This is a genomic window from Terasakiispira papahanaumokuakeensis (assembly GCF_001709345.1).
Classification (GTDB): Bacteria; Pseudomonadota; Gammaproteobacteria; order Pseudomonadales; family Halomonadaceae; genus Terasakiispira; species Terasakiispira papahanaumokuakeensis.
On sequence record NZ_MDTQ01000001.1, the window covers coordinates 1,635,212 to 1,661,352 of the forward strand.

Sequence of the window (26,141 nt, forward strand, 5' to 3'; positions counted from 1 at the left end):
TTTTGATCGCCGATGCTGCTCGCTATACACCAGGAGGGCAGCTTGATGCGATCACGTTCCTTACCCCACCAGATCACCTGCGACAAAAACGACTTTTCAGCTCGGGCCATCAGTTCTGTTCAGACAATCAATGATGAGCATCCATCATATTGCTGGACGCTGATGCAAAGCCCAGTGCAACGATGTGCTGCAGAACAGTTCATACAGCACATGTATGCCGATCAACATCATGCCCGGATCCAATCCTTTATGCCGCAATTGTTCGGATTGATGGACGAGCACAGTATTCAAGCCGTTGTCGGTATCCGGCATGCCCAAGCTCAAACGCTCTTTTTAGAACGCTATCTCGATAGTCCCGCAGAGCAGTGCTTGAGCCAGGCATTAGGGGAAGAGGTCAATCGCCACAGCCTCGTTGAAATTGGCCAGCTTTCAACCAATCGGCCCGGCATCATGGCGTTATTACTGCCTCGTCTTTTCCATCAACTTCACCAGCAAGGGGCACGCTGGTTGGTATTCACGGCAACACAAAGGGTACGTAATAGCTTCCGACGTTTAGGTCTAGACGCTGAGGTGTTAGGGGAAGCATCGATCGGTGTATTAAGTGCCCAAGAGCAAGCCGCTTGGGGCCATTACTATCAGCATCAACCTTTAGTCATGGGCGGGCGTTTGCCTCAGGTCACCCCACTAAAGCGTACACCTAGCTTATCGTTACAGGAGGCGATTGCATGAGTCCCTTATTGCAGACGCTAGATCTCAAAACCTGCTTGGACCATTGGCAACAGCAATGTCCCGAAGCGATTGCCCTTGCAGACCCTTTACAGTGTATCAGCTACGCTGAACTTCCCAGAGCAATCGAGCAACGTATTCAATATTTAAGCCAACATCAGAGCCAAAGAGTCGCATTGGCATTAGATAACAGTGTCGAGTGGGTGCTCTGGGATTTGGCATTACTGTTCTCGCAACGCGTCAATATCCCTGTGCCGCCGTTCTTTACGCCGACACAGTGCCAACACCTGATTCATACCGCGGGTATTGACACCTGGATAGGCGCCCATGGCGAAGCGTTTGGCTTTCAGGCTCAGCCGCTTGAGACAGGAGCCACGCCGCTATTCACTGCTGAGCCTGAGTCACGTCCGATGTTACCAAGCGGCACCGTTAAAGTGACGTTCACATCGGGCTCCAGCGGTACGCCAAAGGGGGTTTGTTTAAACCTACAATCGATGCTGAAAGTCGCCAGAAGCCTGGCTGACATCGTGCATCCTACCGGCGTCAAACGTCATCTCTGTGGGCTACCGCTCGCCACCTTGTTGGAAAATATTGCTGGGGTCTACACCCCCTTATTGATGGGCGTACAAGTCGACTTACCTGGGCTGGAAGCGTTTGGCTGGCAGGGCGCCAGTGGGTTCAATGTCCAGGTCGCTGCACAATGTCTCTCTCAGTATCAGCCCGACAGCTTGATTTTAGTGCCCCAATTACTGGCTCAGATGCTGCATACGCCAGAGTTTCCAGGTCTACATGAGACACGCTTTGTGGCCGTTGGCGGTGCCAAAGTATCGCCGTCTTTATTAACCAAAGCTTGGGATAAAGGCTGGCCTGTTCATGAAGGGTATGGGCTCTCAGAGGCGGCTTCAGTGGTCGCCCTGAATCGACCAGGCGCCGACTGTGCCGGCAGTGTCGGACAGTTGCTGCCTCATGTGGAAGCCCGGATCAACGAAAGTGGCGAGCTTGAAGTAAACGGTAGCCTGATGCTCGGTTATCTCGGTGCGGATTCAGATACCGACCTAAGCGAAAGTTTAAGTCACAAAAGCAGTACAGCGACCCCTATGCCTGAATACTGGCCAACTGGAGATCGAGCCCACTTCGAAGGAGATCACCTCATCATTGACGGCCGGCAAGGCGATATTTTCATCACGGCTTATGGCCGTAATGTTGACCCAGGATGGGTGGAATCAGAACTGACCGCCGAACCCGAAATTGCGCAAGCTTGGGTCTATGGGGAAGCCTGTTCTAGTAATACAGCGATTGTTGTACCCAATATAACTGTACCCAATATGACGGCACCCAATGTCCACCCGTCGCCAGACCAAGCCGCCATATCGGCTCAATCTTCAACCCTCGGTCCACTCAAAGAGGATATCGCGTCTGCGATCAAGCGAGTGAACCTTAGATTGCCTGATTACGCACACATCCATGATTGGCGTATTGCACCGCCATTCACACCAGAAAATGGGCTATTAACTGCCAATGGGCGGCTTCGACGCCAACCTTTAACGCGCCATTTTGCCGACTGGCTGAAGGCGCATGATCAAACGATTTGTGATCAAGCAACCTGTGATCAAACCGATTTCGATCAGGAGTCTCATGATGACACCCTTTGAATACTTAAAAGAGGCCACCGCTGCCAGCCAGCAACGCTTTCTGTCAACGCCCATTTTGCAGCGGGCGCTGCAAGGTCATGTTGATCGTGCAGAATACATTGCCTTTTTGGGGCAGGCTTATCATCACGTCAAGCATACCGTCCCTTTATTGATGGCTTGCGGGGCCCGCTTACCCAGCGATAAAGAGTGGCTGCGAGAAGCAATGGCGGAATATATCGAAGAAGAGATCGGCCACCAGCGCTGGATTCTGGATGATATCCGCGCGTTGGGAGGTGATACTGCGGCGGTTATCGCAGCCCCTCCCATGGCGCCGACAGACCTGATGGTCCGTTATGTCCGCGACGTCATCACTTATGATAATCCGGTCGGCTTTTTAGGCATGGTGCATGTATTAGAAGGTACGAGCACGGCGATGGCGACACACGCCGCTCAAGCCATCCGGGAAACACAAGGACTCCCTAAAGGCGCCTTCCGCTACCTAGAGTCACACGGCAGCCTTGACCTAGAGCATGTCGCCTTTTTTGAGACCCTAGTTAACCGATTAGAAGCCCCCGAGGATATGTCTTGGATGATACAAGTGGCCGATCGTGTCTACGACTTGTACGGGCAAATGTTTAATGCGGTTGAAGCCTGCGTGGGCTCAACCCAGGCCTAAATGATCAATGACACGAGGAGTCAGAATAATGCGCCAGTCTGCAATCCAGTGGTCAGAAAGAGTCATTCTATTAACCGGAGCAACCGGGGGAATTGGTCGCGCGTTGGTGGATGCACTCTTACCGTTAAAGGCACAGCTGCTGGTCGTGGGCCGTAATGGAGAGCAACTCCAGCGGCTAAGCCAGTTATGCCCCAAATACATCATGCCAGTTCAGCTCGATCTGAGTGATTCTGACAGTTATACCACGCTGGCTGAAATCGCCGAACATCATCAGGTGGATATGCTGATCAATGCGGCAGGGCTCAATTCACTGGTTGATTTTGAGCAACAATCCGCCGATGACATCCAGCAAATGCTCCAGACCAATGTGCTGGCCCCCATGCTGCTGACTCAACAGCTATTACCCACACTGAAGCGGCAATCCCGGGCCTGGGTGATCAACCTAGGCTCAACATTAGGGGCGATAGGCCACCCAGGTTATGTCAGTTACTGCAGTACAAAATTTGCGCTACGAGGGTTTTCACAATCATTACGACGTGAACTGGCGGATACTTCGGTCCGGGTGCTCTACATTGCGCCGCGTGCCGTTCAAACTCGTATGAACAGTGGTGCCGCAAAAGACATGAATCAGCGACTGGGCAACACGATGGATACCCCCGAGCAAGTCGCTCAGCACATCATCAAAGCCATCGCCAGCGAACAAGATGACACCGTTATAGGTTGGCCCGAACGCTTATTTGTTCGGCTCAATGGTTTATTTCCGGCGCTTGTCGATAAAGCTTTACGTCGCCAACTTCCGGTCATACGACAGTTTGTTCGATAACGACACCTCTAGTTCGATAACGACACTTCTTTTGTCCTCTTTAACCTGGTCTGCTGTAACCGGTTCACTGTCACAAGGGTGATTAAAATGATGAGATTGAAATCTTTAGATGCATGGGCGCTCGCTTTACCATTACGTCGCTCAATACTCCGCGGGGCTGTCTGCCTACTAGGGTTATCGGTTTTCCCAGTTTACGCACAGGTTGACCCAGACCAGCTACTCAAGGTTCAGCAACAGTGGGCACATGCCCATTATCAAATTAAAGATGAAGATCAACAAATTGCTGCGCTCAATCAGCTCCACCAGCGCATAAAAACCTATGAAGAAGCACAGCCCGAAGCGCCAGAATGGGCCATATGGTCAGCCATTACGCTCAGTACCGAGGCAGGCATTAAAGGCGGGCTAGGGGCCTTGTCACTGGTTAAAGATGCACGGGCAGCGTTAGAAAAAGCGATCCAATTAGATGGTCATGCTTTACAGGGATCGGCTTACACCTCATTGGGGGCCCTTTACTACCAAGTCCCTGGTTGGCCCATAGGGTTTGGCGATGACGATCAAGCTAAAACGTTATTACAGAAGGGCCTTGCACTTAATCCCAATGGGATTGATGCACTCTACTTTTGGGGGGACTACCTCTATGATCAAGGTGAGAACGAACAAGCCAAACAAGTCTTTCAGCATGCATTAGAAGCCCCCGAGAGACCTAACCGCCCGATCGCTGATGCGGGTAGACGCCGTGAAATTCAACAAAAGCTTGCGGATATCGAAGACGATTCCTGAATGAACTCATAAAGGCACTCAGTTAAAAATAGTGACGCATAAGAGACGCATAAGAATAGACACAATCTCAATCCATCTTGCATTTGCCCTCTTGCACCTGATCAAAGTTGACTATAACACTTGGTCTTTTCATCTAATGAGTCGTTATAATAGGGAAATTAAAAGCAGTCATAGGGCTGCTTTTCCTGCTGAAATCTAAGGTCTTGCTAAAACCTAAGGAGTTCCACTGTGATTGACGGGGTCAAGTATTTAGTGGCAGTCGCTTCAGGCAAAGGCGGCGTCGGCAAGTCAACCGTCACCGCAAATCTGGCATTAGCCCTGGCAGCTCAAGGGCACCGGGTTGGTATACTGGATGCGGACATTTACGGCCCCAGCCAGGCCCAGATGTTTGGCTTTGAGGCCGACGTTAAACCTCAGACTCAAGATGGCAAAAGCTTTGATCCTCTTGAGCAATATGGCATCCAATTAATGTCGATGGCATTTCTAACCACAGATAAAACCCCAATGGTATGGCGTGGCCCAATGGCCTCAGGGGCGTTCCAGCAACTGCTGACACAAACGCGCTGGCAAGGGCTCGATATTCTGCTCATTGATATGCCTCCCGGAACGGGCGACATCCAGCTTACCCTGGCACAAAAGAGCCAGGTCGATGGTGCCGTTATCGTGACCACACCACAAAATATTGCATTACTGGATGCCCAAAGAGGCATCGAAATGTTCCGCAAAGTCAATGTCCCTGTACTGGGCGTGGTCGAAAATATGAGCCTGCATGAATGTTCGGCTTGTGGCCACCATGAGCCTATTTTTGGTGAGGGTGGAGGAGCGCGTATTGCGCAAAGTTATGACACTCAGTTGTTAGGTCAACTCCCATTAGCCAGCCATATTCGCGCTGAAGGTGATGAGGGTCGTCCCAGCGTGCTCGCCTCACCCGAGAGCACAACAGCCAATGTGATGCGGCAGATTGCGGCCAATGTTTGGCAACAGCTTATTGAAGGGGCAGGGGAGCAGGATTCAGGGCCCGTCGTCACCTTTAGTCCTTGAGGTCTTGAGTTTACTGAGATCCTCGTTTGACAACGCCATTAACCTTTAATTGCCTGTTGCAATCAAGAACCCTTTGGTTCGGGCCTCAGACACGATAAGATAGCGCTTAATTTGAGGCCCGGTACCCACCGGGCAAAGGTGATTGACCTGAGGGCACTATGAGTATCAAGTCAGATAATTGGATTCGCCGGATGGCGATGGAAAAAGGCATGATTGAGCCGTTCGAAGCTGATCAAGTCCGGGCCGATGCCGAAGGGCATAAGTTGATTTCTTACGGCACATCCAGCTATGGCTATGATGTTCGATGCGCAGACGAGTTTAAGGTTTTCACCAATATTAATACCTCGATTGTTGACCCTAAGAACTTCGATGCCGGTAGCTTCGTCGAAGTGAAGGGGGATCGCTGCATTATTCCACCCAACTCCTTTGCCTTAGCCCGCACCATTGAATACTTCCGTATTCCTAGAGATGTTTTGGTCATTTGTCTAGGGAAGAGCACTTATGCGCGTTGCGGGATTATTGTCAATGTCACCCCCCTTGAACCCGAGTGGGAAGGCCATGTCACGCTAGAATTCTCGAATACAACCCCGTTGCCTGCCGTCATTCATGCGAATGAGGGCGTGGCTCAAATGTTATTTATCGGCGGTGATGAGATTTGCGATGTCTCTTACGCCGATCGGGGTGGTAAATATCAGGGGCAAAGAGGGGTGACATTGCCCAGAACTTAAGACTAAAACGTCAGATAACACATTAATGAGCGGGTCTCTCAGTGAGAGACCCGCTTTTGATCCGGCATGAGATAGCGGGTGACATGGCTTACTTATCAATCAGAAAACGGGCGACCAGTCGCTCCTGATCTTGCACAGCTTTCCGAAGCGCTTGACTGATATGCTGACTACTATCTGCCGCTTGACTCGCATGATCGGCACTGCTTGCCAAACCGTTAATCCGCTGCGAGATCTCATCACTGACTTGAGTTTGCTCTTCAGCGGCACTGGCCACTTGCTGTGTCATGGCGGTGATGTCATTGACCGCTGAGGCAATCCCTTCAAGGGCATTCTGGGCTTCATGCACACTGCTCATGGAGCTTTCCAATCGCTCATTACTGGCATCTATGACATTAACCGTCTCTGTGGCCGCTTCCTGAAGGCTATCGATTAATGTATGGATACGTTGAGTCGATTCCTGTGAACGTGTCGCTAAATTGCGCACTTCGTCTGCCACCACCGAAAATCCTCGACCATGCTCACCCGCACGAGCCGCTTCTATGGCTGCATTAAGTGCCAATAAGTTGGTTTGTTCTGCAATCTCGCTGATCATATCCAGAACAGTGCCAATTTCGTCAATATGGCCTGTCAGCTTGGTCACTGTTGCTTTCACTTGCACCATGGCTTGACCAAAGGCTTCCATCTCCTGCTGTGCTTTCGTCGAGAGTGTCCGACCATGACGCGATAAGTTATCCGCTTCTTCAGTCGCCTCAGCGGCTTGCTGAATATTCTGTGCGATTTCATGAGTGGCTTGAGTGAGCTGATGCGTAGAGGCGCTCAACTGCTGAGTTTCTTCGTACTGTTCATTGGCCAATGCTCGATTGCTTTCAGCGACTTGATCAGATTCTTCAGATTGCTGTTGTAAATTCGCCGTACCGTCATGGACACGATTCATGGCTGTTCGAATACGTGCCTCCAAGCTAATTTGAGCCATTTCAATGCGACTATGAATTCCCCTTGAGTCGGTATACATCGCTGCAATTACAGGGTTGCTGATAGCGCGTTTAGCCCGTTTCATTGCCGGGCCCATTTTATGATAGTGCCACAGGCTACCGGCTAAACCCGCAAGCAGAGTAAAAACAATCGTTGCCGCAATCCCTATAGGCCCATCCCAAATACCGTGAAGTATGGCACCAATAAAAGCGGGAACACTGATCACCGCAACATCAATCGCTTTATGCACCCACTCCGGCGCTAATCCCGCACTTTTGCGTTTCCAGAAATTTTGATAAACCCGAGTCGCGCGCTTCACCTCATCAGCCGTCGGCACGGTACGAACAGATTCATAGCCCACCAGCTGTTCATGCTCAAAAATGGGGCTCACGTAAGCATTAACCCAGTAGAAATCTCCATTTTTACAACGATTTTTAACGATCCCCATCCACGGCTCACCCTTTTTCAAGCAAGACCACATATGCTCATAAACTTGGGGCGGGACATCGGGATGGCGCACAATATTATGCTGCTGTCCGATCAACTCTTCGCGTGTGAAGCCGCTAATATCGACAAAGTCATTATTGCAATAGGTGATATGGCCAGCCGTATCCGTGGCTGAAATCAATCGCTGTTGTGCTTGAAAGGTACGTTCCTTGTCTGTGATTGGCATGTTTTTACGCATGGAGAATTAATCCTGTCCAGAGCATTAAACGGTAATCAACAAGGTGTTATCGATAGGAGAATCAGACTACTCAGTTTTTTGAGCATAGCTGAGTGCAATCAAAGTGTGACTAATTTATTTGTAACACTTAATTACAAATAATCACATTAAGAGATGCGAAGATGGCGGCCACACAATGGATAGGGGCAAGTAAGGCCCCAGAAAAGTGGCTAAATCAGGACGTTATAATGCGGAAGCTACATCTTCTTATCGCCCTAGTGTTATTTATCGTTGGATACCTCTGGCTCATTCCTACACTCGGTGAAGCCGGTGCAGGTTTAACGCTGCTCATCACCATTGCCTGGTTGTGGCTCACTGAGGCATTACACGTCAGCATTACCGCGCTTTTGGTGCCATTACTCGGCACTGGGCTAGGGGTTTTTACTGATTACGAAGAAGCGCTAGTTCACTTTGCTGATCCCATTATCTTTCTATTTCTTGGTGGATTTGCGCTGGCGGCAGGGTTGCATGCGCAAGGGCTGGATGAGCAAATGGCTTCTTGGGTGATTCGACGCGCGGGCGGTCGGTTATCGCGGGCTTCCCGTTGGCTCTTCTGGTTAACGGCCATTCTTTCAATGTGGATCAGCAATACCGCGACGGCAGCCATGATGCTACCACTGGCCATGGGGCTTTTGGCCCCGATTGACATCAAAGCTCATCGCTCTACTTGGGTGTATGTTCTTTTAGGGGTGGCCTTTTCCGCCAATATTGGGGGTATCGGTACCTTAGTTGGAAGCCCGCCTAACGCTATCGCAGCATCCAATGCGAATTTAAGCTTCTCTGATTGGATGCTCTGGGGCCTGCCTATTGTGCTTATTTTGATGCCATTGATGGAGCTGGCCTTACGCTTTGCTCTAAAGCCTACGCTGGATATCGAGGTGACCTTACCTGAAGGCCAAGCGCAGTGGGGAAAAGGGCAAGTCGGTGTCGCATTAGTCTTTTGCCTGACGGTGGTACTCTGGATTTTTGGTCACCCCATTGCCAAAGCCATTGGCTTTAGTCACGATGCTGATGCCGCAATTGCCATTCTCGCATTGCTGTTGCTGCAGATTTTTGGGTTAACCCGGTGGCAAGATTTGAATGAAAGCACTGATTGGGGGGTTCTCTTATTATTCGGTGGCGGTATTACGTTGAGTGCCGCGCTATCAAGCAGTGGCGCAGGGGAGTGGTTGGCTCAATCGATGGGCAATCAACTCATGGCCTTGTCGCCGGTTATATTTCTTGGGCTGATGATTCTGTTTGCCATGTTATTAACCGAAGTCGCCAGTAACACCGCCACAGCGGCCTTATTAATTCCACTATTTATGGGGATGGCGCCTCACATTGAAAGCACCCCAATGGCCGTATTGGTGGCCATCGCAACCTCTTGTGCCTTCTTACTGCCAGTAGCGACGCCACCTAATGCCATAATTTTTGGTAGTGGCCAGGTGCCTCAGAAATCCATGATCAAAGCCGGCAGCATCCTCACGTTATTGAGCCTCCCGGCATTATGGCTCATTACTTGGATCGTACTTTAATTCTTAAATCCTTGGGCGGCCCTGACATTGTCAGACTGATGCAGGGCCATTCATACTTCTCGCCACTGTCGCAAAGCCGTGGCGATTGAAGGAATGAGGTCGATCGCGTTGGAAGGATGCAGCACACTATTACTGGTGACCACTGAGTGCGTATGGGCTTGCTTGAGCTTAGGCCAAGCCTCAGCACTGAAAAGGCCATGAACCCCAATACAAATGGCTGGAGGAAGGCCTGCATTGGCTAAATGCCCGAGCGTCTCTAACATGGTTTGGCCGCTTGAGATGATGTCATCAATTAGCACTGGAGTGTGATGACGGTAGGTCTCAACATCCGGTATCGAGATGCTGACATCAAAATCACCATGTCGCGTTTTCTCCAAAATCTGATAGGGTACGCCCATATCCACCGCCACCTGCTGAACCCATTGCTCACTCTCGCTATCAGGCCCTACGAGTACGGGATTAACGTCTTGTGTATTCAGCCAGTTGGCAATAGCACTCGCAGCCGAGAGGGTGTGGCTCGGTATGCCATAAAGCTCATCGAGATGTTGATATCGATGAAGGTGCGGATCAACCGTCACGAGATAATCAAAACTGCGCGAGAGCAAGCTGGCGAAATGACGTGATGTCACACACTCACCACTGACAAAACGCTTATCCTGTCGCATATAGGCGAGATATGGCGCAACCAGTACCACCCGGTGCGCTCCCATTTCGCGGAGCACTTCCGCCAGAAAAATTAATGGTAAAAGTTTAGGGTCAGGATCATTCAATGTGCAGTAGACTAAACAGTCATATCCCTGAACATTCTCCTTCAGACGTAAATAAGTTTCCCCATCTGGAAAAGCCCGTTGCTCATGATGGCTCAAAGGAATATTCAAAGCCTGGGCCAAAGCATTGGCCTGTGCGTGATGTTCCGGTAATACATTGAATAAGCAGGCTGGGCGCATGAAGATTCCTGATCACAGCAGAGAAATAGGCCACATGGTACGGCGCTGCCCGAAACTCGGCAAGCGTCGCTATTCAGATTAAGATAAGCCGTCAAAGTGGACTGCAATGAATAATGCCTCTGTGCGCTAATACCGCTCTTCGTTATAATGCGGCTTTTATGGTCATCAGCGGCTGAGTGCCACGTATTCGGTAACAGCTAGGGTTAACAATGGAACACACATATACACTGGTTATTTCTTGCCCTGATCGCGTGGGCATTGTCGCTAAAGTCAGTAATTTTTTGGCGATGTACGGCGGCTGGATCACTGAAGCCAGCCATCATTCGGATTTAGACGCTAACCAATTTTTTATGCGTCACGAAATTCGTGCTGACTCATTACCTTTCGGCTTAGAGGAGTTTCGTACTGCTTTTGGCCCGATTGCTCGTGAATTTGAGATGAACTGGCGCATTACAGATTCGAATACGCGCAAGCGTGTTGTCCTGATGTGCTCCAAGGATTCTCATTGCATGGTTGACCTGCTTTATCGCTGGCAGAGCGGTGAGCTCAATTGTGATATTCCTTGCGTTATCTCTAACCACGATGACATGCGATCGCTAGTGGAGTGGCATGGAATTCCTTATCATCACGTACCGGTGATGAAAGATAATAAGGAAGCCGCTTATGCCGAGGTCGAGCGTCTAATTGAAGAAGCTCAAGCGGACACTTTGGTTTTAGCTCGCTATATGCAGATCATTCCGCCAGCACTATGTGATAAATATCGCCATCAAATCATCAACATCCACCATAGCTTCTTGCCTTCTTTTGTCGGCGCTAAGCCCTATCACCAGGCTTGGGAGCGCGGGGTTAAGTTGATTGGTGCCACTTGCCACTATGTCACTGAAGAGCTCGATGCAGGCCCGATCATTGATCAGGATATTGTGCGCGTGAATCACCGTCATGCGGCTCAGGATATGGTCCGATTAGGCCGCGATGTTGAAAAAAGCGTGCTGGCTCGAGGGTTAGCGTGGCACATTCAAGATCGAGTGCTGGTTCATGGTAATAAAACCGTTGTTTTCTCCTAAAATCAATGTCTTGAAACCCCTAGCCATATCCTGAATTTATAGGGATTTACAGACACCATACCGTGCCACCCGTGATTCATACCATAAGCCCACACCTTGTGTGGGCTCTTTGCGTTTGGACCTGCAATTAGGTTCGACCGACGACATACCGCTTAAGTCGTTCTTGCCAAAATGATCACTTAGGCGTAGTTTTTTTTGTTTCAAATCAACCAGGTTGCAGCTCTTTTCGTTCTTATTATGAGACATAAACTTACTTTGTACTCAAAATGGCGGCTCTCCTAGCAGAAAACCTAGGTTGATTTTTGAAGCGTATAACTCTGATAACAAGCTGATATGAGGCATATTTTAAGATGGATGTTTTAACCACTTGGGTAAAGGCAATTAACTCGGTCGTGTGGGGCCCCCTCATGCTGATGCTGATCTTAGGGGTTGGCTTATACCTGATGCTAGGGCTCAAAGGGATGCCAATCCGCAAGCTAGGAGCAGGCTTCGCGCTCATGTGGCGCGGGCGATCTTCCAGCCAGGAAGATGAAAAAGAAGGTGAACTCTCTCCTTTTAATGCGCTTATGACGGCACTCTCAGCGACGGTGGGCACAGGTAATATCGCAGGGGTTGCCACGGCTGTCGCTCTCGGTGGCCCAGGTGCCATTTTCTGGATGTGGTGTACGGCATTGGTCGGCATGGCGACTAAATATGCTGAAGCCGTCCTTGCGGTTCGTTTTCGTGAGGTTGATGAAAACGGCCAGCATGTAGGTGGCCCTATGTACTATATCCGCAATGGCTTGGGCCAACGCTGGGCCTGGATGGGGATTTTGTTTGCCATCTTTGGTGCCTGTGCAGGCTTTGGCATTGGCAACACGGTGCAATCCAATTCAGTGGCCGATGTACTGCAAACCAACTTTGCGATCCCTCATTGGGCAACAGGTGTTGTTCTGATGGTGCTGGTAGGGCTCGTATTGTTGGGAGGCGTTCGGCGCATTGGCCAAGTGGCCGGCGCATTAGTCCCGTTTATGGCCGTATTCTATATCCTTGCAGGCCTGCTGGTCATGGTGCTTAACGCTTCACAGCTGCCTAGTGCTTTTACTTTGATCATTACACACGCCTTTACTCCAATTGCAGCAGGCGGCGGGTTTGCCGGTGCAGCTGTCGCCAGTGCCATTCGCTTTGGCGTCGCGCGTGGTGTTTTCTCTAATGAAGCCGGGTTGGGGAGTGCACCAATTGCTCACGCAACCGCACAAACGCGTAACCCTGTTCGTCAGGGCCTTGTTGCCATGCTAGGTACCTTCATCGATACCATTATTGTGTGCTCCATTACCGGCTTGGTTATCGTGTCATCAGGGGCTTGGCAGTCCGGCGAGTCTGGTGCTGCGTTGACGTCGATGGCGTTTGATCAAGTACTTCCCGGTTTTGGTGGGTATGTAGTGGCTTTCGCATTGGCCATTTTCGGTTTTACAACGATTCTAGGCTGGAGTCTTTACGGCGAGCGCTGTGTTGAGTTTCTTTTCGGAATTAAAGCCATTACGCCCTATCGAGTGCTTTGGATCATCGCGTTACCAGTGGGCTCAACGCTGAGCCTAGACTTTATCTGGCTCGTTGCAGATACCCTGAATGCATTGATGGCCATCCCCAACCTCGTGGCCTTATTACTGCTCAGCCCGGTTGTGTTTAGCTTAACCAAAGAACGCCTAAAAGATGCGATCTAGTGCCTTCTAACGCACTTTTAGCAAGAAAAGCGTATAGTACTGACTTAACTGATTTTTAGATATGAAAAAGCCCGATACCGCCAACAACGGTATCGGGCTTTTCAATTTCAGCGTTAAACGGACAACATTAGGGGTGACGGAAACGGATCATATCAAGCAGGCAAAGTGCCTGCTTCAGTTTGAAGTTGTCGGCAAAGCCACTCAGTTAAAGCCTGAGGTGTTGAAATGACATGATTGGGCTTCCAGTGTTCCGGGTCGTCACGCGGGCCAAGATAGCCATAGCTAACGGCAATAGTCTGCATGCCTGCACGCCGACCCGCTTGAATATCGCGCTCATGATCACCGATATAAATACATTGCTCAGGAGGGATCGCCATTTGCCGAGCGGCATAGAGTAGGGGAGCAGGATCGGGTTTTTTAACTTGCAAGTCTTCAGGGCAGACGATGACATCACAGTGAAGGCCGAGGCTACTGACTAATGCCTCAGTAAAAGGCCTTGGTTTATTGGTCACGATCCCCCAAGAAACAGCGGCACGGTCTAAGTAGTCTAGAAGATCCTCAAGCCCTTGGAATAGGTGGCTATATTCCGCAACAGACTCACCGTAAAGCGCTAGAAGACGCGTAAGCAATTGTTCATGCAACGCAGTATTGTTTGCCGTATCAAAGCCCAAACGAACCAAAGCGCTACCGCCGTTAGAGACTTCATTGCGAATTTTTTCGTACGGTAAGGGCTCCAGCCCATGCTCTTGACAAAGACGGTTCAATGCATGAGCCAAGTCTGGCGCAGTATCGACTAATGTACCATCAAGATCGAAAAGTACCGCTTGTAGCGGCGGTGGTTCGTCCAAAGTCACGAGATAACTATCCTTCATAAAAAGCAATGAGATGATAAGACTGACCTCAACGAATGAGAATTGAGTTCGAGAGGCCAATCGATATCAAGCACGGCGTCCAATAGCCATGTATTCAACTAGTAGCACATCCTGAACCAAATTGAGAAGTCTTAAATATGACCTCATATGCTTTTACTAGGTTCACGGACGCAATATGACCCGGTGACCCGTGAACCTAGGCGCAAGTCTTAAGCGACGGAGTCTCCCCCTTTCAGGATTCGGGCTTCAGGCAACGCATCATATAATTGACCTGCACATCTTTAGGCGTTAAACGGTAGTGCTTTGTCAACGGGTTATAAGTCAAACCAATCAATTCCCGCACTTCAAGCCCCGCATGACGCGCCCATTCCCCTAATTCAGAGGGCTTAATAAATTTGCTGTACTCATGAGTCCCTCGTGGCAGCATTTTAAGTACATATTCTGCCCCCACAACCGCAAACAAATAAGCTTTTGGGTTCCGGTTAATTGTCGAAAAGAACGCCTGGCCGCCAGGCTTTAGTAAGCGTTGGCAGGCATCAATCACAGAAGCCGGATCAGGTACATGTTCAAGCATTTCGAGACACGTCACGACATCAAATTGCTCAGGCATCTCTTCGGCCAGCGCCTCTGCAGGAATCTGCCGATAATTGACCGAAACACCCGATTCCAATTGATGTAGACGCGCGACAGCCAGAGGCGCCTCACCCATATCGATACCGGTCACTTGGGCGCCTCGATGAGCCATAGCTTCACTTAAAATACCACCACCACACCCCACATCAAGCAACACCTTGCCTGCAACGTTAGCATGCTGATCAATCCAGTTCGCACGCAGGGGGTTGATCTCATGTAGCGGGCGGAAGTCACTTTCGGGATCCCACCAGCGTGAAGCCAATGCCTCAAACTTGGCAATTTCACCATGATCAACATTGGCACCCTCATAAGGTGATGAGTATTGAGCAGTCGACGCGGCTTCTTCTGGCATTGTGATCTCTCTCTATGAAGTTCATTCACATATGCATTCATTCAGGCTTATGGGCCAATATGGCTCCTAGTTCAATCAAGCCCGACTTATGATGTGGCTTGACATCATATCATATTGAATCATCAGGGGATGATGGCTGACTCATATCAGGATCATAAGACAGCATAGCTGGACCATCAAAAAAGGCTTGCGTTTCAGACTGCTATCTCTATAATGCCCTCCCGTAACGACATGATAGGACTATAGCTCAGTTGGTTAGAGCGCTACCTTGACATGGTAGAGGTCTCCGGTTCGAGTCCGGATAGTCCTACCACAATCGTGTCAGTATTGAAGTGGCTGAATATGCAGGACTATAGCTCAGTTGGTTAGAGCGCTACCTTGACATGGTAGAGGTCTCCGGTTCGAGTCCGGATAGTCCTACCAAGCCCTTCAAGCTTCATCAAGATGGCTCCCGCCTCAAATAGGACTATAGCTCAGTTGGTTAGAGCGCTACCTTGACATGGTAGAGGTCTCCGGTTCGAGTCCGGATAGTCCTACCAATGCTGAAATACAATTCAGCATTTCTCAGTAATCCTCCAGTTTAAGCGCCTATTCCATTAATAGAATACTCATTAATAGACAGTGTCATTTTATATCATGGCCTGTTGTGGCCCAGGCTTTATGGGCACCAATACGCAAAAACCGGCGATATTCGCCGGTTTTTGCTTAGAAACACCCAGTTTTGGGAATATCAAAGAAGATTAAGCACCAATCCAACCTTCATTTTTGGCATGCTGCTCAAATTCAGTGAAGCCACCAATATGCGTTTGGTCGACAAAAATCTGAGGCACTGTCTCAACTGGCTTACCAATGGTCTTTTCCATGTCGGCTTTAGTAATACCTTCTTCATGGATGTCGATATAGCGAAAACTAAAGTCATCACGCTCTTCAGATAAGCGCTCTGCGAGTTCTTTGGCACGAGTACAAAAAGGGCAGCCTGCACGACCAAAAATAACAGTAAACATAATAATAATTCCTCTCTTCTTAAGTCGGTTGGAATTGAAGAAGCCTCATCACTTCATCAAAAAATATACGATCGAGCATCAGCAGCGAGCTGACCCACTCCCAACAAATGACGGACAATGAACCTTTCCTTCTCAAGCCACTCAACTCGTCGAAGGCTGAGCCGATGAGTTTGTCTCTATCGATGGGACTAGTGTCTTGCAAAATAAGGTGGGGGTCTAATTGCAATTCTTCAAGATCATAATTAAGAAATGCTATTAAAAAACAAGCATGATTAACTTTTGATGATCAATATATCGGGATTTTGCGAATATCATAGCCGAAAAACAGGACACCACTCAAAAGCTTCAGTCACGAGAACTAGAGGTATGGGGAGGAGGGGCAGGAGGCTTGCAGAAAGACCATAAAATAAAACGGCCCACGAGGGGCCGTTTTGATATTTGCTTGAACGAGCGCCTAGAAGTTCCTTTCCTAACGCTGAATATAGAATAAAGAAAACTCCTTCAGCTCCCTAGAGGTCAATGTCATGGAAGAGTGTACGCATTTGCATACACCGCAGGTGAATCGATACCTGACGAGACAACCCAGCACACCGCAATGATCTCCTTTGATGAGCAAGGGTGCCCCAAATACACTCAGGGTTAGCGGTATCGTCGCGGCACTCGTGGCAGTAGACCTGTCATCAGCGTATAGCTAATCGTGTCACAAGCAGCCGCCACTTCATTAATATCAAGCCCTTCTCCCCATAACACGACGTCATCACCAGGCTGGGCATTAGGTTGATCACTTAAATCAACGGTTAACATATCCATTGATACGCGACCCGCTAAAGGCACTCGCTGACCATTAACTAATACCGGCGTACCATCAACGGCATGCCTAGGGTAGCCATCCCCATAACCTGCTGCAACGACGCCAATACGCGTGGGGGTTTGAGGCGTAACAAATCGCCCGCCGTAACCTATGGGCTCACCTGCGGGTAACTCACGCACACTAATTAACTTTGAACGCAGTGTCATCACGGTCTGCAATTGATCACCCACTGGGTGACCTGTCGGCAGGGGAGAAGCGCCATAAAGCATAATCCCAGGGCGGACCCAGTCGCCTTGAGCCTCAGGAAACTGCATCGTCGCTGGAGAATTGGCAATGCAAAGCGGTAATTGATACTGAGCCGCGAGCGCTTTCATCAACTCTATCTGCCGCGAGGTGTAAGGGTTATCTGCCTCATCGGCACGCGCAAAATGTGTCATTAAACCGAGCTGGCCTACTGCCTTTAACCCCTTAAGGCGCTCAATCACTTGAGCTAAAGCATCGTCAGGACAGAACCCGAGTCGGTGCATACCTGAATCGACTTTTAGCCATAGCGTTAGATTGCCCTCCTGATCACAGGCTTCCAACATCTGTAACTGCCATTCACTATGTAGGCTACACCACAGCTGATGCTCATGGAGTAATTCAATTTCCGATGACTCGAAAAAACCTTCCAGAAGTAGAATAGGGGTCTGGATAGAAGCCTCTCTGAGTGTCAATGCCTCTTCGATCGTCGCGACCCCGAATGCGGGCGCATCATTGACTAAAGCCTGAGCAACCTGAACGGCGCCATGACCATAAGCATCAGCTTTCACAATCGCAATGGCCTTGGCATTAGGCGCGCATTGCTGCGCCAAGTGATAATTATGCTGCAATGCCTGTAAATTAATATCGGCGTAGAGAGGTCGACTCATGACAGAATCCAAAACAGAAATAAAAACAAGGAATAAGGCAGTTACTTTACTCTTATTCAGGCTTGTTTTTTGGTAAATTTCAAGCTGATCCCAGTGCTAAGCTCTGATTTAAACTCTCAAAGCAGTTTCTTTTTCTAAGGTAAGCATCATGCTGATGTCAGGTTTGATTGGCCACAGAGGCGCGCGACAACTGGCGCCAGAAAATACCCTCTCCGGGATGAGTGCTGCTATTGATCACCAGATCGAATGGATAGAAGCCGATGTCATGCTGACATCAGATCATGTACCGATTATCTTTCATGACGATCACCTTCAACGCGTGACACGCCATAAGGGCACCACAGACCAACAGACATGGGCTCAGCTACAGGCGATACAAGTACAACCGCCTTATGGCAGTCATTGGCCAGCGGATACCATTCCTTCATTGGTCCAATGGTTAAGCACTGCACGAACTCTTGGTGTCGGGCTCAACCTCGAAATCAAGCCAAGCCAGCCTAAGCTTGCCAAGCTTACCGCTCGCTTGATGCTAGAAGTGCTTAAGGACTTTCCCGATCTTCCCATTGTGATCTCTAGTTTTAATGGCGCAGCGTTAGACACTTGTCTCAATATAGCCCCAACCTACCCCAGAGCACGTTTATGGGACCAGCTGCCCACTCACTGGGCGGACGATGCTAGACGCCTAGGCGTCAGCGCGATTAATCTCAATAACTTCAAACTACGCCGCCACCAGGTTGAGCAACTCAAATCACAAGGGCTTGAGTGCTATGTCTATACTGTCAACCGCCCGGCAAGGGCGCAAAAACTTTATCACTGGGGAGTAAGTGGAATTTTCACCGACCGCCCGGATCTAATGCGGGAAACGGCGTTTAGCCGTAGCAGCCATATTCGGCAGGCATTGGATGTGAACGACTCAATCGAATGACCTCCGTACATATTGACCAGTGAGGGGAGAGTTCCATGACAACATTTGAAGAACAGTCTTTGTTTCATGAAGCCATGGCCGACGTTCAACCTATAACCTATAAAGGCCATCGGCACCTCGACCAATCAATAAACCGACAGCCCGATGAGAAAACATTAGAAGCGAGACGTCAGGCCGCTGCGCTTGAGGATGAGCAGCAATTATTGCGCTGGTTAAGCACTGAAAATATTGAGTTAATTGACCCGCTAACACCGCTCAACTTCCACCTAGAAGGCATTCAACAGGGCGTCATGCAAAAGCTTCGTCAAGGCCGTTACCCGCCTGATGCTCAACTTGTTCTTCTGCGCAAAAGGCTGGACCAAGTCCGCCGTGAATTAAGCCAGTTTATGCAGGATTCAGTTCAGGCAGGACTGCGTAATTTATTGATCATCCATGGCAAGAGCAAAGAAAAAGACGTTGCAGGCCATACCAATGTTGTGCGCAGCATGGTGGCCACCTGGCTTCAAGAATACCCAGAAGTACTGGCTTATCACCAAGCATCGGAACGGCACGGGGGGCGAGGCGCGCTCTATATACTGCTCAGAAAAAGCCCTGAGGCACGCTTGGCCAATCGAGAATATTTTGCCAAGCGCCGCAATCGTTAAGTGTTTCTTATCAATAACACGGTTAGCCTCGTCACCTAACCTTCAACATCATACTGCGACTGACGTCACGATATCATTCAACGCCTGATGAATCTCAGGCGTTGAAACTAACCAGTGATCACCGGTGAGATAGCGTGTCTCAGTGACGGGTTGAAAATGGCTGGCTTCTGCACCTGCCTCTTCTGCGATCAGGATGCCAGCAGCGAAGTCCCACAAACTGACCGTTTCGTAATAGCCATCCAGGCGGCCACATGCAACATGACACAAGTCCAAAGCCGCTGAGCCACAACGCCGAATATCCTGACAGTGAGTCAACACCTGGGTTAGCGTTGGGATGAGCGCATGCCGTTGTGCCCGCTCATAGGGGAAGCCAGTACCAATCAGAGCCGTTTTCAAGGCCTTGTGATGACTGACTTGAATGGCTTGATTATTCAAAGTTGCTCCCTTCCCGAGTTGGGCAGCAAACATTTCATCGAGAAAAGGGGCATATACCACACCAAGATAAGGGCGCCCTTGGTGATACCACGCAATAGAAACCGCAACGTGGGGCAGGCCATGCGCAAAGTTCACCGTACCGTCGATAGGGTCAATCACCCACATATCATGAGATAAAGCTGTATTAGAACGGTGAGGGAAGCTTTCCTCACTCACAATCTGATCTTCAGGAAAAGTCGCACGAATCGCATCACACAGCATTTGGTCAATGTGCCGATCAACATTCGTAACGAGTTCTTGCTGCTCACCTTTGTATGTCCATTGAATCGCCTTATCTTTATGATCAGCAAAACGGGCCTGCTTCATGATCTCGCCCGCCTCACGCGCCCATTTTTGGGCCCATTCCATTCTCTTTGCAACTTCGACCTGAGATGACATTTCTGACGCTCCGCAATTCAATATCGAGTTTAAATGGCCCTGAGCACGCACCGCAGCATTCTGGCAGTCATTACCGTGACATCTCGACCTCACCGTATCATTCCAGGGGTAATCCCATGAGTTGATCTACATTATCAATCATACTAAAGCGCTTTCATATCATCGTCGTAGTGATGCTATCTAATGATAAAATTTTAACTTCACTCTAATGATTCCAATCTCGATACAGTACACATAGTGTGTGTAGTGTGTGACATCGAGTGGTGGCATGTGATAGACCGCTTGAACCGAAAGGGCAGCGCAAAGTGTGTCCCATTCTTTCAGACTGAAACTTAGATTCAGAGGTTACGTACACAGGTATGATCAAGTTCATTAGCTGGCTCATGACCAGCGTATTGTTACTGGCAGGCTTATGGTTCAGTCAGTTCTATCTACTCTCAGGTTTAATGTTGATCCTGGTCGGCCTGATTTGGTGGCCACCGACACGGCATTATGCGCTGCATCGTTGGCAACTGCCGCATATGCCATTGCTACATGTTGGGGTCAGCTTATGTTTATTGGTTGTGGCCCTGTTCGCATTCATTGGGCAGTATCAACAAACGTTACTCACACAAGCCCAGCAAGCCGGATTCTCGACTGTTGAGCAATGGCGCCAGGCACAAGAAGAGGCCGAATCAGCAGCGTCAATGACATCAAAAACAGAGCACTCAACAAAGCAACCTAGTGAGTGATATCGATATGCCTCAACGCCTTGGCGCATCCTTATATTACCTAGCTGTAAGTCTTTGTAATACTCGACTTTTCCATCATGCATTCGAAGAGAGGGTCGGTTAGGATGTGCATGGTTTACACTGACTAAAGCCTCAAACGCGGTGCTATCGGATCTGATTAGAACCTATCAGCCTATGTGGGCTAGCCCATAACGCTGATAACACACAGGACTGTCCATGTTGATCGACGATAATCAGGGACTTTACCCCCTTGAAGATGATGAAATTGCCCTTGGGGATACTTTGCCGTGGACGGTTTTTAGTGCGGATGGCAAGCTACTTATGCGAGAAGGTGCGCAAGTCGATAGCCAACGAAAACTCGACATGCTACTCGGCAGTGGCCACCGAGAAAGAGCCAAGCCGCAAACCCCTGAAGAAGAGCAAGCGGAAGAAGATGCTCATCTGCCTCAACCCGTGCGTTATGCTCATGACACTAACCCTTTTACGGAACTCGACGAGTTCTGTTATGCCCTCGCCGATATATTTGTCACACTGGATCACGAAGAGCAGCCCAAGCCCGGCAGTATCGAGCGACGCTGTTACGAACTGGTTTCGCAAATTCAAGGACTTTGTAAGCTCAATGGCGATGCATTACTAGGCGCAGTGCATTTAAACAGTCGGCAGCCTTATATTGTTCAGCATCCGCTACATGTGGCGATTATCTCAGCCCTCATTGCGAAAAAGCTGAATATCCCACAACGCTATCAATTGCCCATGTTGGCTGCAGCACTCACACAAAACGTGGGTATGAATGCTTATCAGCTGCAATTGAACCGTCAGCGCAAGCCTTTAACGCCTAAACAGCGCGAACTGGTTAATAGACACCCGATCCAAAGTGTCAAACTCCTGGAAAAAGCAGGCGTAACCGATCCATTATGGTTAGAAGTTGTTCTTCAGCACCATGAAAAAATTGATGGCAGTGGTTATCCGAAGGGATTAAAAGGACGTCAGATACGCGCAGAAGCGAGGGTCATTGCGCTGGGTGATGTATACTCGGCCCTGGTCTCTAGTCGTCCCTATCGGCCTGGGTTGAGTGCACAGCAAAGTCTCCGTGCTTTATTCAAACAGCGCGGAGCCCAATTTGACCCCAAGTTGACCATGATTTTTTTAAATGAACTCGGGATCTATCCACCCGGGGCTTGTGTCAAACTGAAAAGTAAAGAGACAGCAGTCGTGACTCAACGTACCCAGGACACTCGTGCTCCGGTTGTTGTCAGTGTCAAAGACCCCAAGGGGGAGCTTTATATGCGACCTCGTGAACGGGATACCAGCCTTGAACGTTACGCTGTTGTAGAATCTTTACCACGAGACGCCATTCCTCATTTGAACCCCACTATTTTATGGGATATCAAGCTAAAACGAGTCAACTAACACATGGCAAACATCTGCATGGCAAGCATTAATGCTATTTCGAAGGTACTGCGCTCATCAATGCAACCACTATGCCAAACACTCAAGTCAAGCCTTGTGGCCTTACTGCTCATGGCCGCTGTATTCCTGTTGGCGGGGCCTGTACAAGCCCAAACATTGGCAGAATTAAGTCCCAGTGAAATTGTTGCCAAGCGGCAGCAGGTGTTTGAAGCCATCGAAAAAACGTTTAAGCAATTGCGCTTTAACGTCGTCAATCAGCGCACCACTGATCTTCAACAAGCCCAATCAGATGCTCAACGCTTAGTCCAGCTCTCCAACTTCCTTCCTGTCTTATTCACGCAGCCGGCAACCGCTGCTGGGCGCGTTCAAGAAAGCCATGCAGCTCCTGAAGTATGGACCGAATCAACACACTTCAAACGTGAGCTCAATGAATTCTTGGATCGAATGGGGCGTATTGATGAGGAACTGCGCTTCGGAAGTTTGAATCAAGCTGCTGATATGATCGATGTCACGGCGAAAAGTTGCCGTCAATGTCACCGGCTATTTAAAACCCGCTAAAGGCCGTAGACCAGTAGCGGGCTCGATACAGCATCATTCTAATCCTATGGCAGCACTTAATCCTCAGTGGGGGAGGCCTGGCTAAGTACCGGATCAAAACGATAAACAGCGGGCACTTCTTCTACGCTGGAAACGGATACATCCAGATTTTTCAACAGCCCATCTTTTAGGCCATAGCAAAACCCGTGAATGCTCAACTTCTGATCTCTTGCCCAAGCACGTTGAACAATCTTGTTACGGCAAACATTCGCCACTTGAGCCATCACGTTCAACTCACACATTCGGTCGACCTGATCATCAAAGTCCATCTTTTCCAATGACTTCTGATGAAGAAGATAGAGGTCGCGGATGGAATTTATCCAATAATCGACTAAACCATACTGACTGTTAGATAAAGCCGAACGGACACCTCCGCAATCGTAATGGCCTACAATCATGACATGCTCGACCTTCAATACATCGACGGCAAACTGTAAAGATGACAGCACATTCATATCATTATGGTGAACGATATTCGCCACATTACGATGAACAAATACCTCGCCGGGTTCTAGGCCAGTAATCTGGTTCGCGGGAACACGGCTATCAGAGCAACCGATCCAGAAGAAATCTGGATTTTGCTGTTGAGAGAGGCGATGAAAGAAGTCCGGATCCTGGGCTGAGATCTGCGCGGCCCACTCCCGGTTTTGTTTAAATAGCTGGTCAATATCGCACATGGGTCGTCATTAAAATCCTGAAGCAGTCAAAGACATCATGATGTTTTTAGTGGCATCATGAACACTAGTGTAGCGTTTGCGCGCAATGACATACAGACACATTTTGCAGGATCGCTGAATAGACACTGTCCTGCCAATCAATAGCTTGAGATATACGATATTTTTAATCCGAAGGAGTTCCGATGCAAACTTATGATTACGACTTACTGGTCGTCGGCGCAGGCTCAGGGGGCGTTAGAGCGGCACGAATGGCGGCTTCACATGAAGGGGTACGCGTCGGGATTATTGAAGATCGTTACTGGGGCGGCACTTGCGTCAATGTTGGCTGCGTGCCCAAAAAACTCTACGCCTATGGTGCACACTTTGCTGAAGACCTGCATGATGCGGCAGGTTATGGCTGGAAAATCGGCGATGTCAGCTTTCATTGGCCCACATTGCGAGACAATCGTGCAGCAGAAATTAAGCGGCTCAATGGCATCTACAACAACTTGCTGACTAACAGCGGGGTTGAGCGTATAGAGGGACGGGGTCGCTTAACCGGCCCCAATCAAGTGACCGTTGGCGATCACACCTACACGGCAGAACGTATTTTAATCGCCACAGGGGGCTGGCCTTTCATTCCTGAGTTTGAAGGTGCAGAACATTGCCTAACCTCGAACGAAGTCTTTGATCTCGAGACTTTTCCAAAGCGCTTCCTTGTCTATGGCGGTGGCTATATCGCCGTCGAGTTTGCTTCCATTTTTGCCGGTCTTGGCGCCGAAAGTCACCTAGTGTATCGAGGCGACCTTTTCCTGAGGGGGTTTGATCAAGAAGTTCGTGAATTTGTCCATGAACAACTTGATCAAAAAGGGATGAAACTCCATTTTAACGACACTATTGAGCGCATTACCCCCAAAGGGGAAAGTTACCAAGTCACGCTATCCAGCGGTCATACACTGGAAGTCGATGCGGTGCTATGCGCAACAGGTCGACGACCTAACACACAGAACCTGGGGCTGGAAGAGGTCGGCGTTGAGTACGATGCGGAAGGCAATATTCGGGTCGACGCTACTTTCTGCACCAACATTCCCAGTATTTATGCCTTAGGGGATGTCACAGGCGGTCCTCAGCTGACCCCTGTGGCCCTTGAAGAGGCCATGGTGCTCACTCACAATCTCTTTAGCGGCGAAACGCTTAAGGTCATGGATTATGACAACATTGCCACAGCCGTGTTCTGCCAGCCAAATATTGCCACTGTCGGTCTTTCTGAAGAAGAGGCCCGAGCCCGCTACGATAATATTCGTGTTTATGTCAGTCGTTTCCGCCCCATGCGCAACACTCTGGCCAATAACCCAGAGAAAAGCTTGATGAAACTCATCGTTGATGAGGCGTCAGACCAAGTCATTGGCGCTCATATGGTAGGCCCTGATGCTGGAGAAATCATTCAGGGCTTAGCCATCGCGGTAAAAGCCAAGCTAACCAAAGCAGACTTTGATGCCACAGTAGGCATCCATCCAACTGCGGCGGAAGAATTTGTGACTTTGCGTTCACTGACTCGACGCTAGTCTGAAAACTTCACTTTGAAACCTTAAAGACCGGCGTAAAACGCCGGTTTTTTTACGCCCCCATACTCCCCTGAAAGCTACATATTCACGAAACATTCACGAAAAAGCTTACCTTAATGATATTTTTCAATGCATTTTCCCAGACGTTATGAAAACGTCATAACCCTTTCATTTTCTCGTCAACTTATACACATAATAAAAAATTATGCTTTTAATGTTGATGAATAATTTGGGGTTTGCAGAATCATAATTTTAAGTTATCATTATTTGCGAATTCGATAACGAAGAAAGAGTTTATGGAAACCAAGATGCCAGTTTTGCGTCACCCGACAGTCGATGACGGTGCTCAAATTCACCAACTCATCGAACAGTGTCCACCACTGGACTTGAACTCGACCTATCTTTATTTGCTGCAATGCACACATTTCGCAGACACCTGCCTCGTTGCAGAAATCGACGGCGAAGTTGCAGGTTTTGTCTCGGGTTACATTAAGCCGGGAGCGTCGGACACTTATTTCTTGTGGCAGGTTGCAGTAGGTCAGGCACTGAGAGGTCAGGGAATGGCTCGAAAAATGATTGATGCCGTACTGGATCGTCGTGCATGCCAAGGTATCAAGCACTTAGAGACGACGATCACCCCAGATAACGAAGCGTCTTGGGCATTATTTAAAGCCTTTGCTCGGGATCGCAAAGCAGGATTAGAAGGGGAAACGTTCTTTACAACAGACCAACTAGGTGGCGAGCACTCCCCGGAACAATTAGTCCGCATTGGTCCTTTTGAAGCCTTTGCCTAGTTAAGAGTCTTTAATCGACTCCTTTTTGTTC

At 49.2% G+C, this 26,141-nt stretch carries 25 protein-coding genes and 3 tRNA genes; 20 read left to right on the forward strand and 8 right to left on the reverse strand.

Annotation, left to right across the window (positions count from 1 at the left end; all coding sequences use genetic code 11):
* Positions 1–45: 45 nt before the first annotated feature.
* The 7 genes from BFW38_RS07160 (at position 46) to dcd (ending at position 6,405) form a co-directional block, all read left to right on the forward strand.
* Positions 46–729 carry a thermostable hemolysin gene (locus BFW38_RS07160; protein ID WP_068997776.1) on the forward strand — a complete coding sequence of 228 codons (684 nt, stop codon included), beginning with the start codon at positions 46–48 and terminating at the stop codon, positions 727–729.
* Entirely contained in the window at positions 726–2,378 is a 1,653-nt protein-coding gene (locus BFW38_RS07165) for an AMP-binding protein (RefSeq protein ID WP_068997777.1), read from the forward strand. The genes BFW38_RS07160 and BFW38_RS07165 overlap by 4 nt, the downstream gene beginning before the upstream one ends.
* On the forward strand, positions 2,362–3,033 hold the full coding sequence (locus BFW38_RS07170) for an iron-containing redox enzyme family protein (protein WP_245686097.1): 672 nt from the start codon (positions 2,362–2,364) through the stop codon (positions 3,031–3,033). Before BFW38_RS07165 ends, BFW38_RS07170 begins: the two co-directional genes overlap by 17 nt.
* 28 nt (positions 3,034–3,061) lie before the next feature.
* Positions 3,062–3,856 (forward strand): SDR family oxidoreductase, encoded by a 795-nt coding sequence (locus BFW38_RS07175; RefSeq protein WP_245686098.1) that lies wholly within the window; start codon positions 3,062–3,064, stop codon positions 3,854–3,856.
* 87 nt (positions 3,857–3,943) lie between these two features.
* Positions 3,944–4,636, forward strand: a complete 693-nt coding sequence (locus BFW38_RS07180) for a tetratricopeptide repeat protein (RefSeq protein WP_218186379.1) — start codon at positions 3,944–3,946, stop codon at positions 4,634–4,636.
* A gap of 231 nt (positions 4,637–4,867) precedes the next feature.
* Positions 4,868–5,677, forward strand: coding sequence for an iron-sulfur cluster carrier protein ApbC (apbC, locus tag BFW38_RS07185; RefSeq protein WP_175401017.1), 810 nt, complete (start codon positions 4,868–4,870; stop codon positions 5,675–5,677).
* A gap of 158 nt (positions 5,678–5,835) precedes the next feature.
* On the forward strand, positions 5,836–6,405 hold the full coding sequence (gene dcd / locus BFW38_RS07190; protein WP_068997780.1) for a dCTP deaminase: 570 nt from the start codon (positions 5,836–5,838) through the stop codon (positions 6,403–6,405).
* Positions 6,406–6,493: 88 nt separating this feature from the next.
* Here the strand turns inward: dcd and BFW38_RS07195 are convergent, their stop codons facing one another.
* Positions 6,494–8,062, reverse strand: coding sequence for a methyl-accepting chemotaxis protein (locus tag BFW38_RS07195; RefSeq protein ID WP_068997781.1), 1,569 nt, complete (start codon positions 8,060–8,062; stop codon positions 6,494–6,496).
* Positions 8,063–8,289: 227 nt separating this feature from the next.
* On the opposite strand from BFW38_RS07195, the gene BFW38_RS07200 reads away from it, so the two are divergent.
* A complete protein-coding gene (locus BFW38_RS07200) occupies positions 8,290–9,618 on the forward strand; it encodes an SLC13 family permease (RefSeq protein ID WP_068997782.1) in 1,329 nt (442 codons plus the stop codon).
* Between the two features lie 50 nt (positions 9,619–9,668).
* Here BFW38_RS07200 and BFW38_RS07205 read toward each other — a convergent pair whose 3' ends face one another.
* The gene (locus BFW38_RS07205; protein WP_068997783.1) at positions 9,669–10,565 is read right to left on the reverse strand and encodes a ribose-phosphate diphosphokinase; all 897 of its coding nucleotides are present in this window, start codon (positions 10,563–10,565) and stop codon (positions 9,669–9,671) included.
* A gap of 209 nt (positions 10,566–10,774) precedes the next feature.
* On the opposite strand from BFW38_RS07205, the gene purU reads away from it, so the two are divergent.
* Both purU and BFW38_RS07215 read left to right on the forward strand, forming a co-directional pair.
* A complete protein-coding gene (purU, locus tag BFW38_RS07210; RefSeq protein ID WP_068997784.1) occupies positions 10,775–11,629 on the forward strand; it encodes a formyltetrahydrofolate deformylase in 855 nt (284 codons plus the stop codon).
* Between the two features lie 350 nt (positions 11,630–11,979).
* On the forward strand, positions 11,980–13,332 hold the full coding sequence (locus BFW38_RS07215) for an alanine/glycine:cation symporter family protein (protein WP_068997785.1): 1,353 nt from the start codon (positions 11,980–11,982) through the stop codon (positions 13,330–13,332).
* A 152-nt stretch (positions 13,333–13,484) separates the two neighbouring features.
* On the opposite strand, the gene BFW38_RS07220 is transcribed toward BFW38_RS07215, so the two are convergent.
* Together BFW38_RS07220 and ubiG are read right to left on the reverse strand one after the other, a co-directional pair.
* Positions 13,485–14,186 carry an HAD-IA family hydrolase gene (locus BFW38_RS07220; protein ID WP_245686099.1) on the reverse strand — a complete coding sequence of 234 codons (702 nt, stop codon included), beginning with the start codon at positions 14,184–14,186 and terminating at the stop codon, positions 13,485–13,487.
* 250 nt (positions 14,187–14,436) lie between these two features.
* Positions 14,437–15,189, reverse strand: coding sequence for a bifunctional 2-polyprenyl-6-hydroxyphenol methylase/3-demethylubiquinol 3-O-methyltransferase UbiG (gene ubiG, locus BFW38_RS07225; RefSeq protein WP_068997787.1), 753 nt, complete (start codon positions 15,187–15,189; stop codon positions 14,437–14,439).
* 236 nt (positions 15,190–15,425) lie between these two features.
* Between ubiG and BFW38_RS07230 the strand changes: the two genes are divergently transcribed.
* From BFW38_RS07230 to BFW38_RS07240, 3 genes are all read left to right on the forward strand, one after another.
* Positions 15,426–15,502, forward strand: a tRNA-Val gene (locus tag BFW38_RS07230).
* A 33-nt stretch (positions 15,503–15,535) separates the two neighbouring features.
* A tRNA-Val gene (locus BFW38_RS07235) sits at positions 15,536–15,612 on the forward strand.
* Between the two features lie 39 nt (positions 15,613–15,651).
* Positions 15,652–15,728: transfer RNA gene (locus BFW38_RS07240), tRNA-Val, on the forward strand.
* Between the two features lie 201 nt (positions 15,729–15,929).
* On the opposite strand, the gene BFW38_RS07245 is transcribed toward BFW38_RS07240, so the two are convergent.
* Together BFW38_RS07245 and alr are read right to left on the reverse strand one after the other, a co-directional pair.
* Positions 15,930–16,193, reverse strand: coding sequence for a GrxA family glutaredoxin (locus BFW38_RS07245; protein ID WP_068997788.1), 264 nt, complete (start codon positions 16,191–16,193; stop codon positions 15,930–15,932).
* Positions 16,194–16,832: 639 nt separating this feature from the next.
* The gene (alr, locus tag BFW38_RS07250) at positions 16,833–17,915 is read right to left on the reverse strand and encodes an alanine racemase (protein ID WP_068997789.1); all 1,083 of its coding nucleotides are present in this window, start codon (positions 17,913–17,915) and stop codon (positions 16,833–16,835) included.
* Positions 17,916–18,063: 148 nt separating this feature from the next.
* Between alr and BFW38_RS07255 the strand changes: the two genes are divergently transcribed.
* Together BFW38_RS07255 and smrA are read left to right on the forward strand one after the other, a co-directional pair.
* Positions 18,064–18,840 carry a glycerophosphodiester phosphodiesterase family protein gene (locus tag BFW38_RS07255; protein WP_068997790.1) on the forward strand — a complete coding sequence of 259 codons (777 nt, stop codon included), beginning with the start codon at positions 18,064–18,066 and terminating at the stop codon, positions 18,838–18,840.
* Between the two features lie 35 nt (positions 18,841–18,875).
* The gene (gene smrA / locus BFW38_RS07260) at positions 18,876–19,484 is read left to right on the forward strand and encodes a DNA endonuclease SmrA (RefSeq protein ID WP_068997791.1); all 609 of its coding nucleotides are present in this window, start codon (positions 18,876–18,878) and stop codon (positions 19,482–19,484) included.
* 48 nt (positions 19,485–19,532) lie between these two features.
* Here the strand turns inward: smrA and BFW38_RS07265 are convergent, their stop codons facing one another.
* The gene (locus BFW38_RS07265) at positions 19,533–20,327 is read right to left on the reverse strand and encodes an inositol monophosphatase family protein (RefSeq protein ID WP_245686100.1); all 795 of its coding nucleotides are present in this window, start codon (positions 20,325–20,327) and stop codon (positions 19,533–19,535) included.
* A gap of 389 nt (positions 20,328–20,716) precedes the next feature.
* Between BFW38_RS07265 and BFW38_RS07270 the strand changes: the two genes are divergently transcribed.
* The 3 genes from BFW38_RS07270 to BFW38_RS07280 all read left to right on the forward strand — a co-directional run bounded on the left by BFW38_RS07270 (position 20,717) and on the right by BFW38_RS07280 (position 23,056).
* Entirely contained in the window at positions 20,717–21,088 is a 372-nt protein-coding gene (locus BFW38_RS07270) for a hypothetical protein (RefSeq protein WP_068997793.1), read from the forward strand.
* A gap of 216 nt (positions 21,089–21,304) precedes the next feature.
* Positions 21,305–22,498, forward strand: a complete 1,194-nt coding sequence (locus BFW38_RS07275) for an HD-GYP domain-containing protein (protein WP_068997794.1) — start codon at positions 21,305–21,307, stop codon at positions 22,496–22,498.
* A gap of 18 nt (positions 22,499–22,516) precedes the next feature.
* Complete coding sequence (locus tag BFW38_RS07280; RefSeq protein WP_175400948.1) at positions 22,517–23,056, forward strand: cytochrome c; 540 nt, start codon at positions 22,517–22,519, stop codon at positions 23,054–23,056.
* A gap of 56 nt (positions 23,057–23,112) precedes the next feature.
* On the opposite strand, the gene can is transcribed toward BFW38_RS07280, so the two are convergent.
* Positions 23,113–23,772 carry a carbonate dehydratase gene (can, locus tag BFW38_RS07285; RefSeq protein ID WP_068997796.1) on the reverse strand — a complete coding sequence of 220 codons (660 nt, stop codon included), beginning with the start codon at positions 23,770–23,772 and terminating at the stop codon, positions 23,113–23,115.
* A 182-nt stretch (positions 23,773–23,954) separates the two neighbouring features.
* Here can and gorA point away from each other — a divergent pair, with 182 nt between their 5' ends.
* Both gorA and ectA read left to right on the forward strand, forming a co-directional pair.
* Positions 23,955–25,316 (forward strand): glutathione-disulfide reductase, encoded by a 1,362-nt coding sequence (gene gorA, locus BFW38_RS07290; RefSeq protein ID WP_068997797.1) that lies wholly within the window; start codon positions 23,955–23,957, stop codon positions 25,314–25,316.
* Positions 25,317–25,624: 308 nt separating this feature from the next.
* Positions 25,625–26,110: a diaminobutyrate acetyltransferase gene (ectA, locus tag BFW38_RS07295; RefSeq protein WP_245686101.1), complete on the forward strand. Its 486-nt coding sequence runs from the start codon at positions 25,625–25,627 to the stop codon at positions 26,108–26,110.
* The last annotated feature ends 31 nt before the right edge of the window (positions 26,111–26,141 follow it).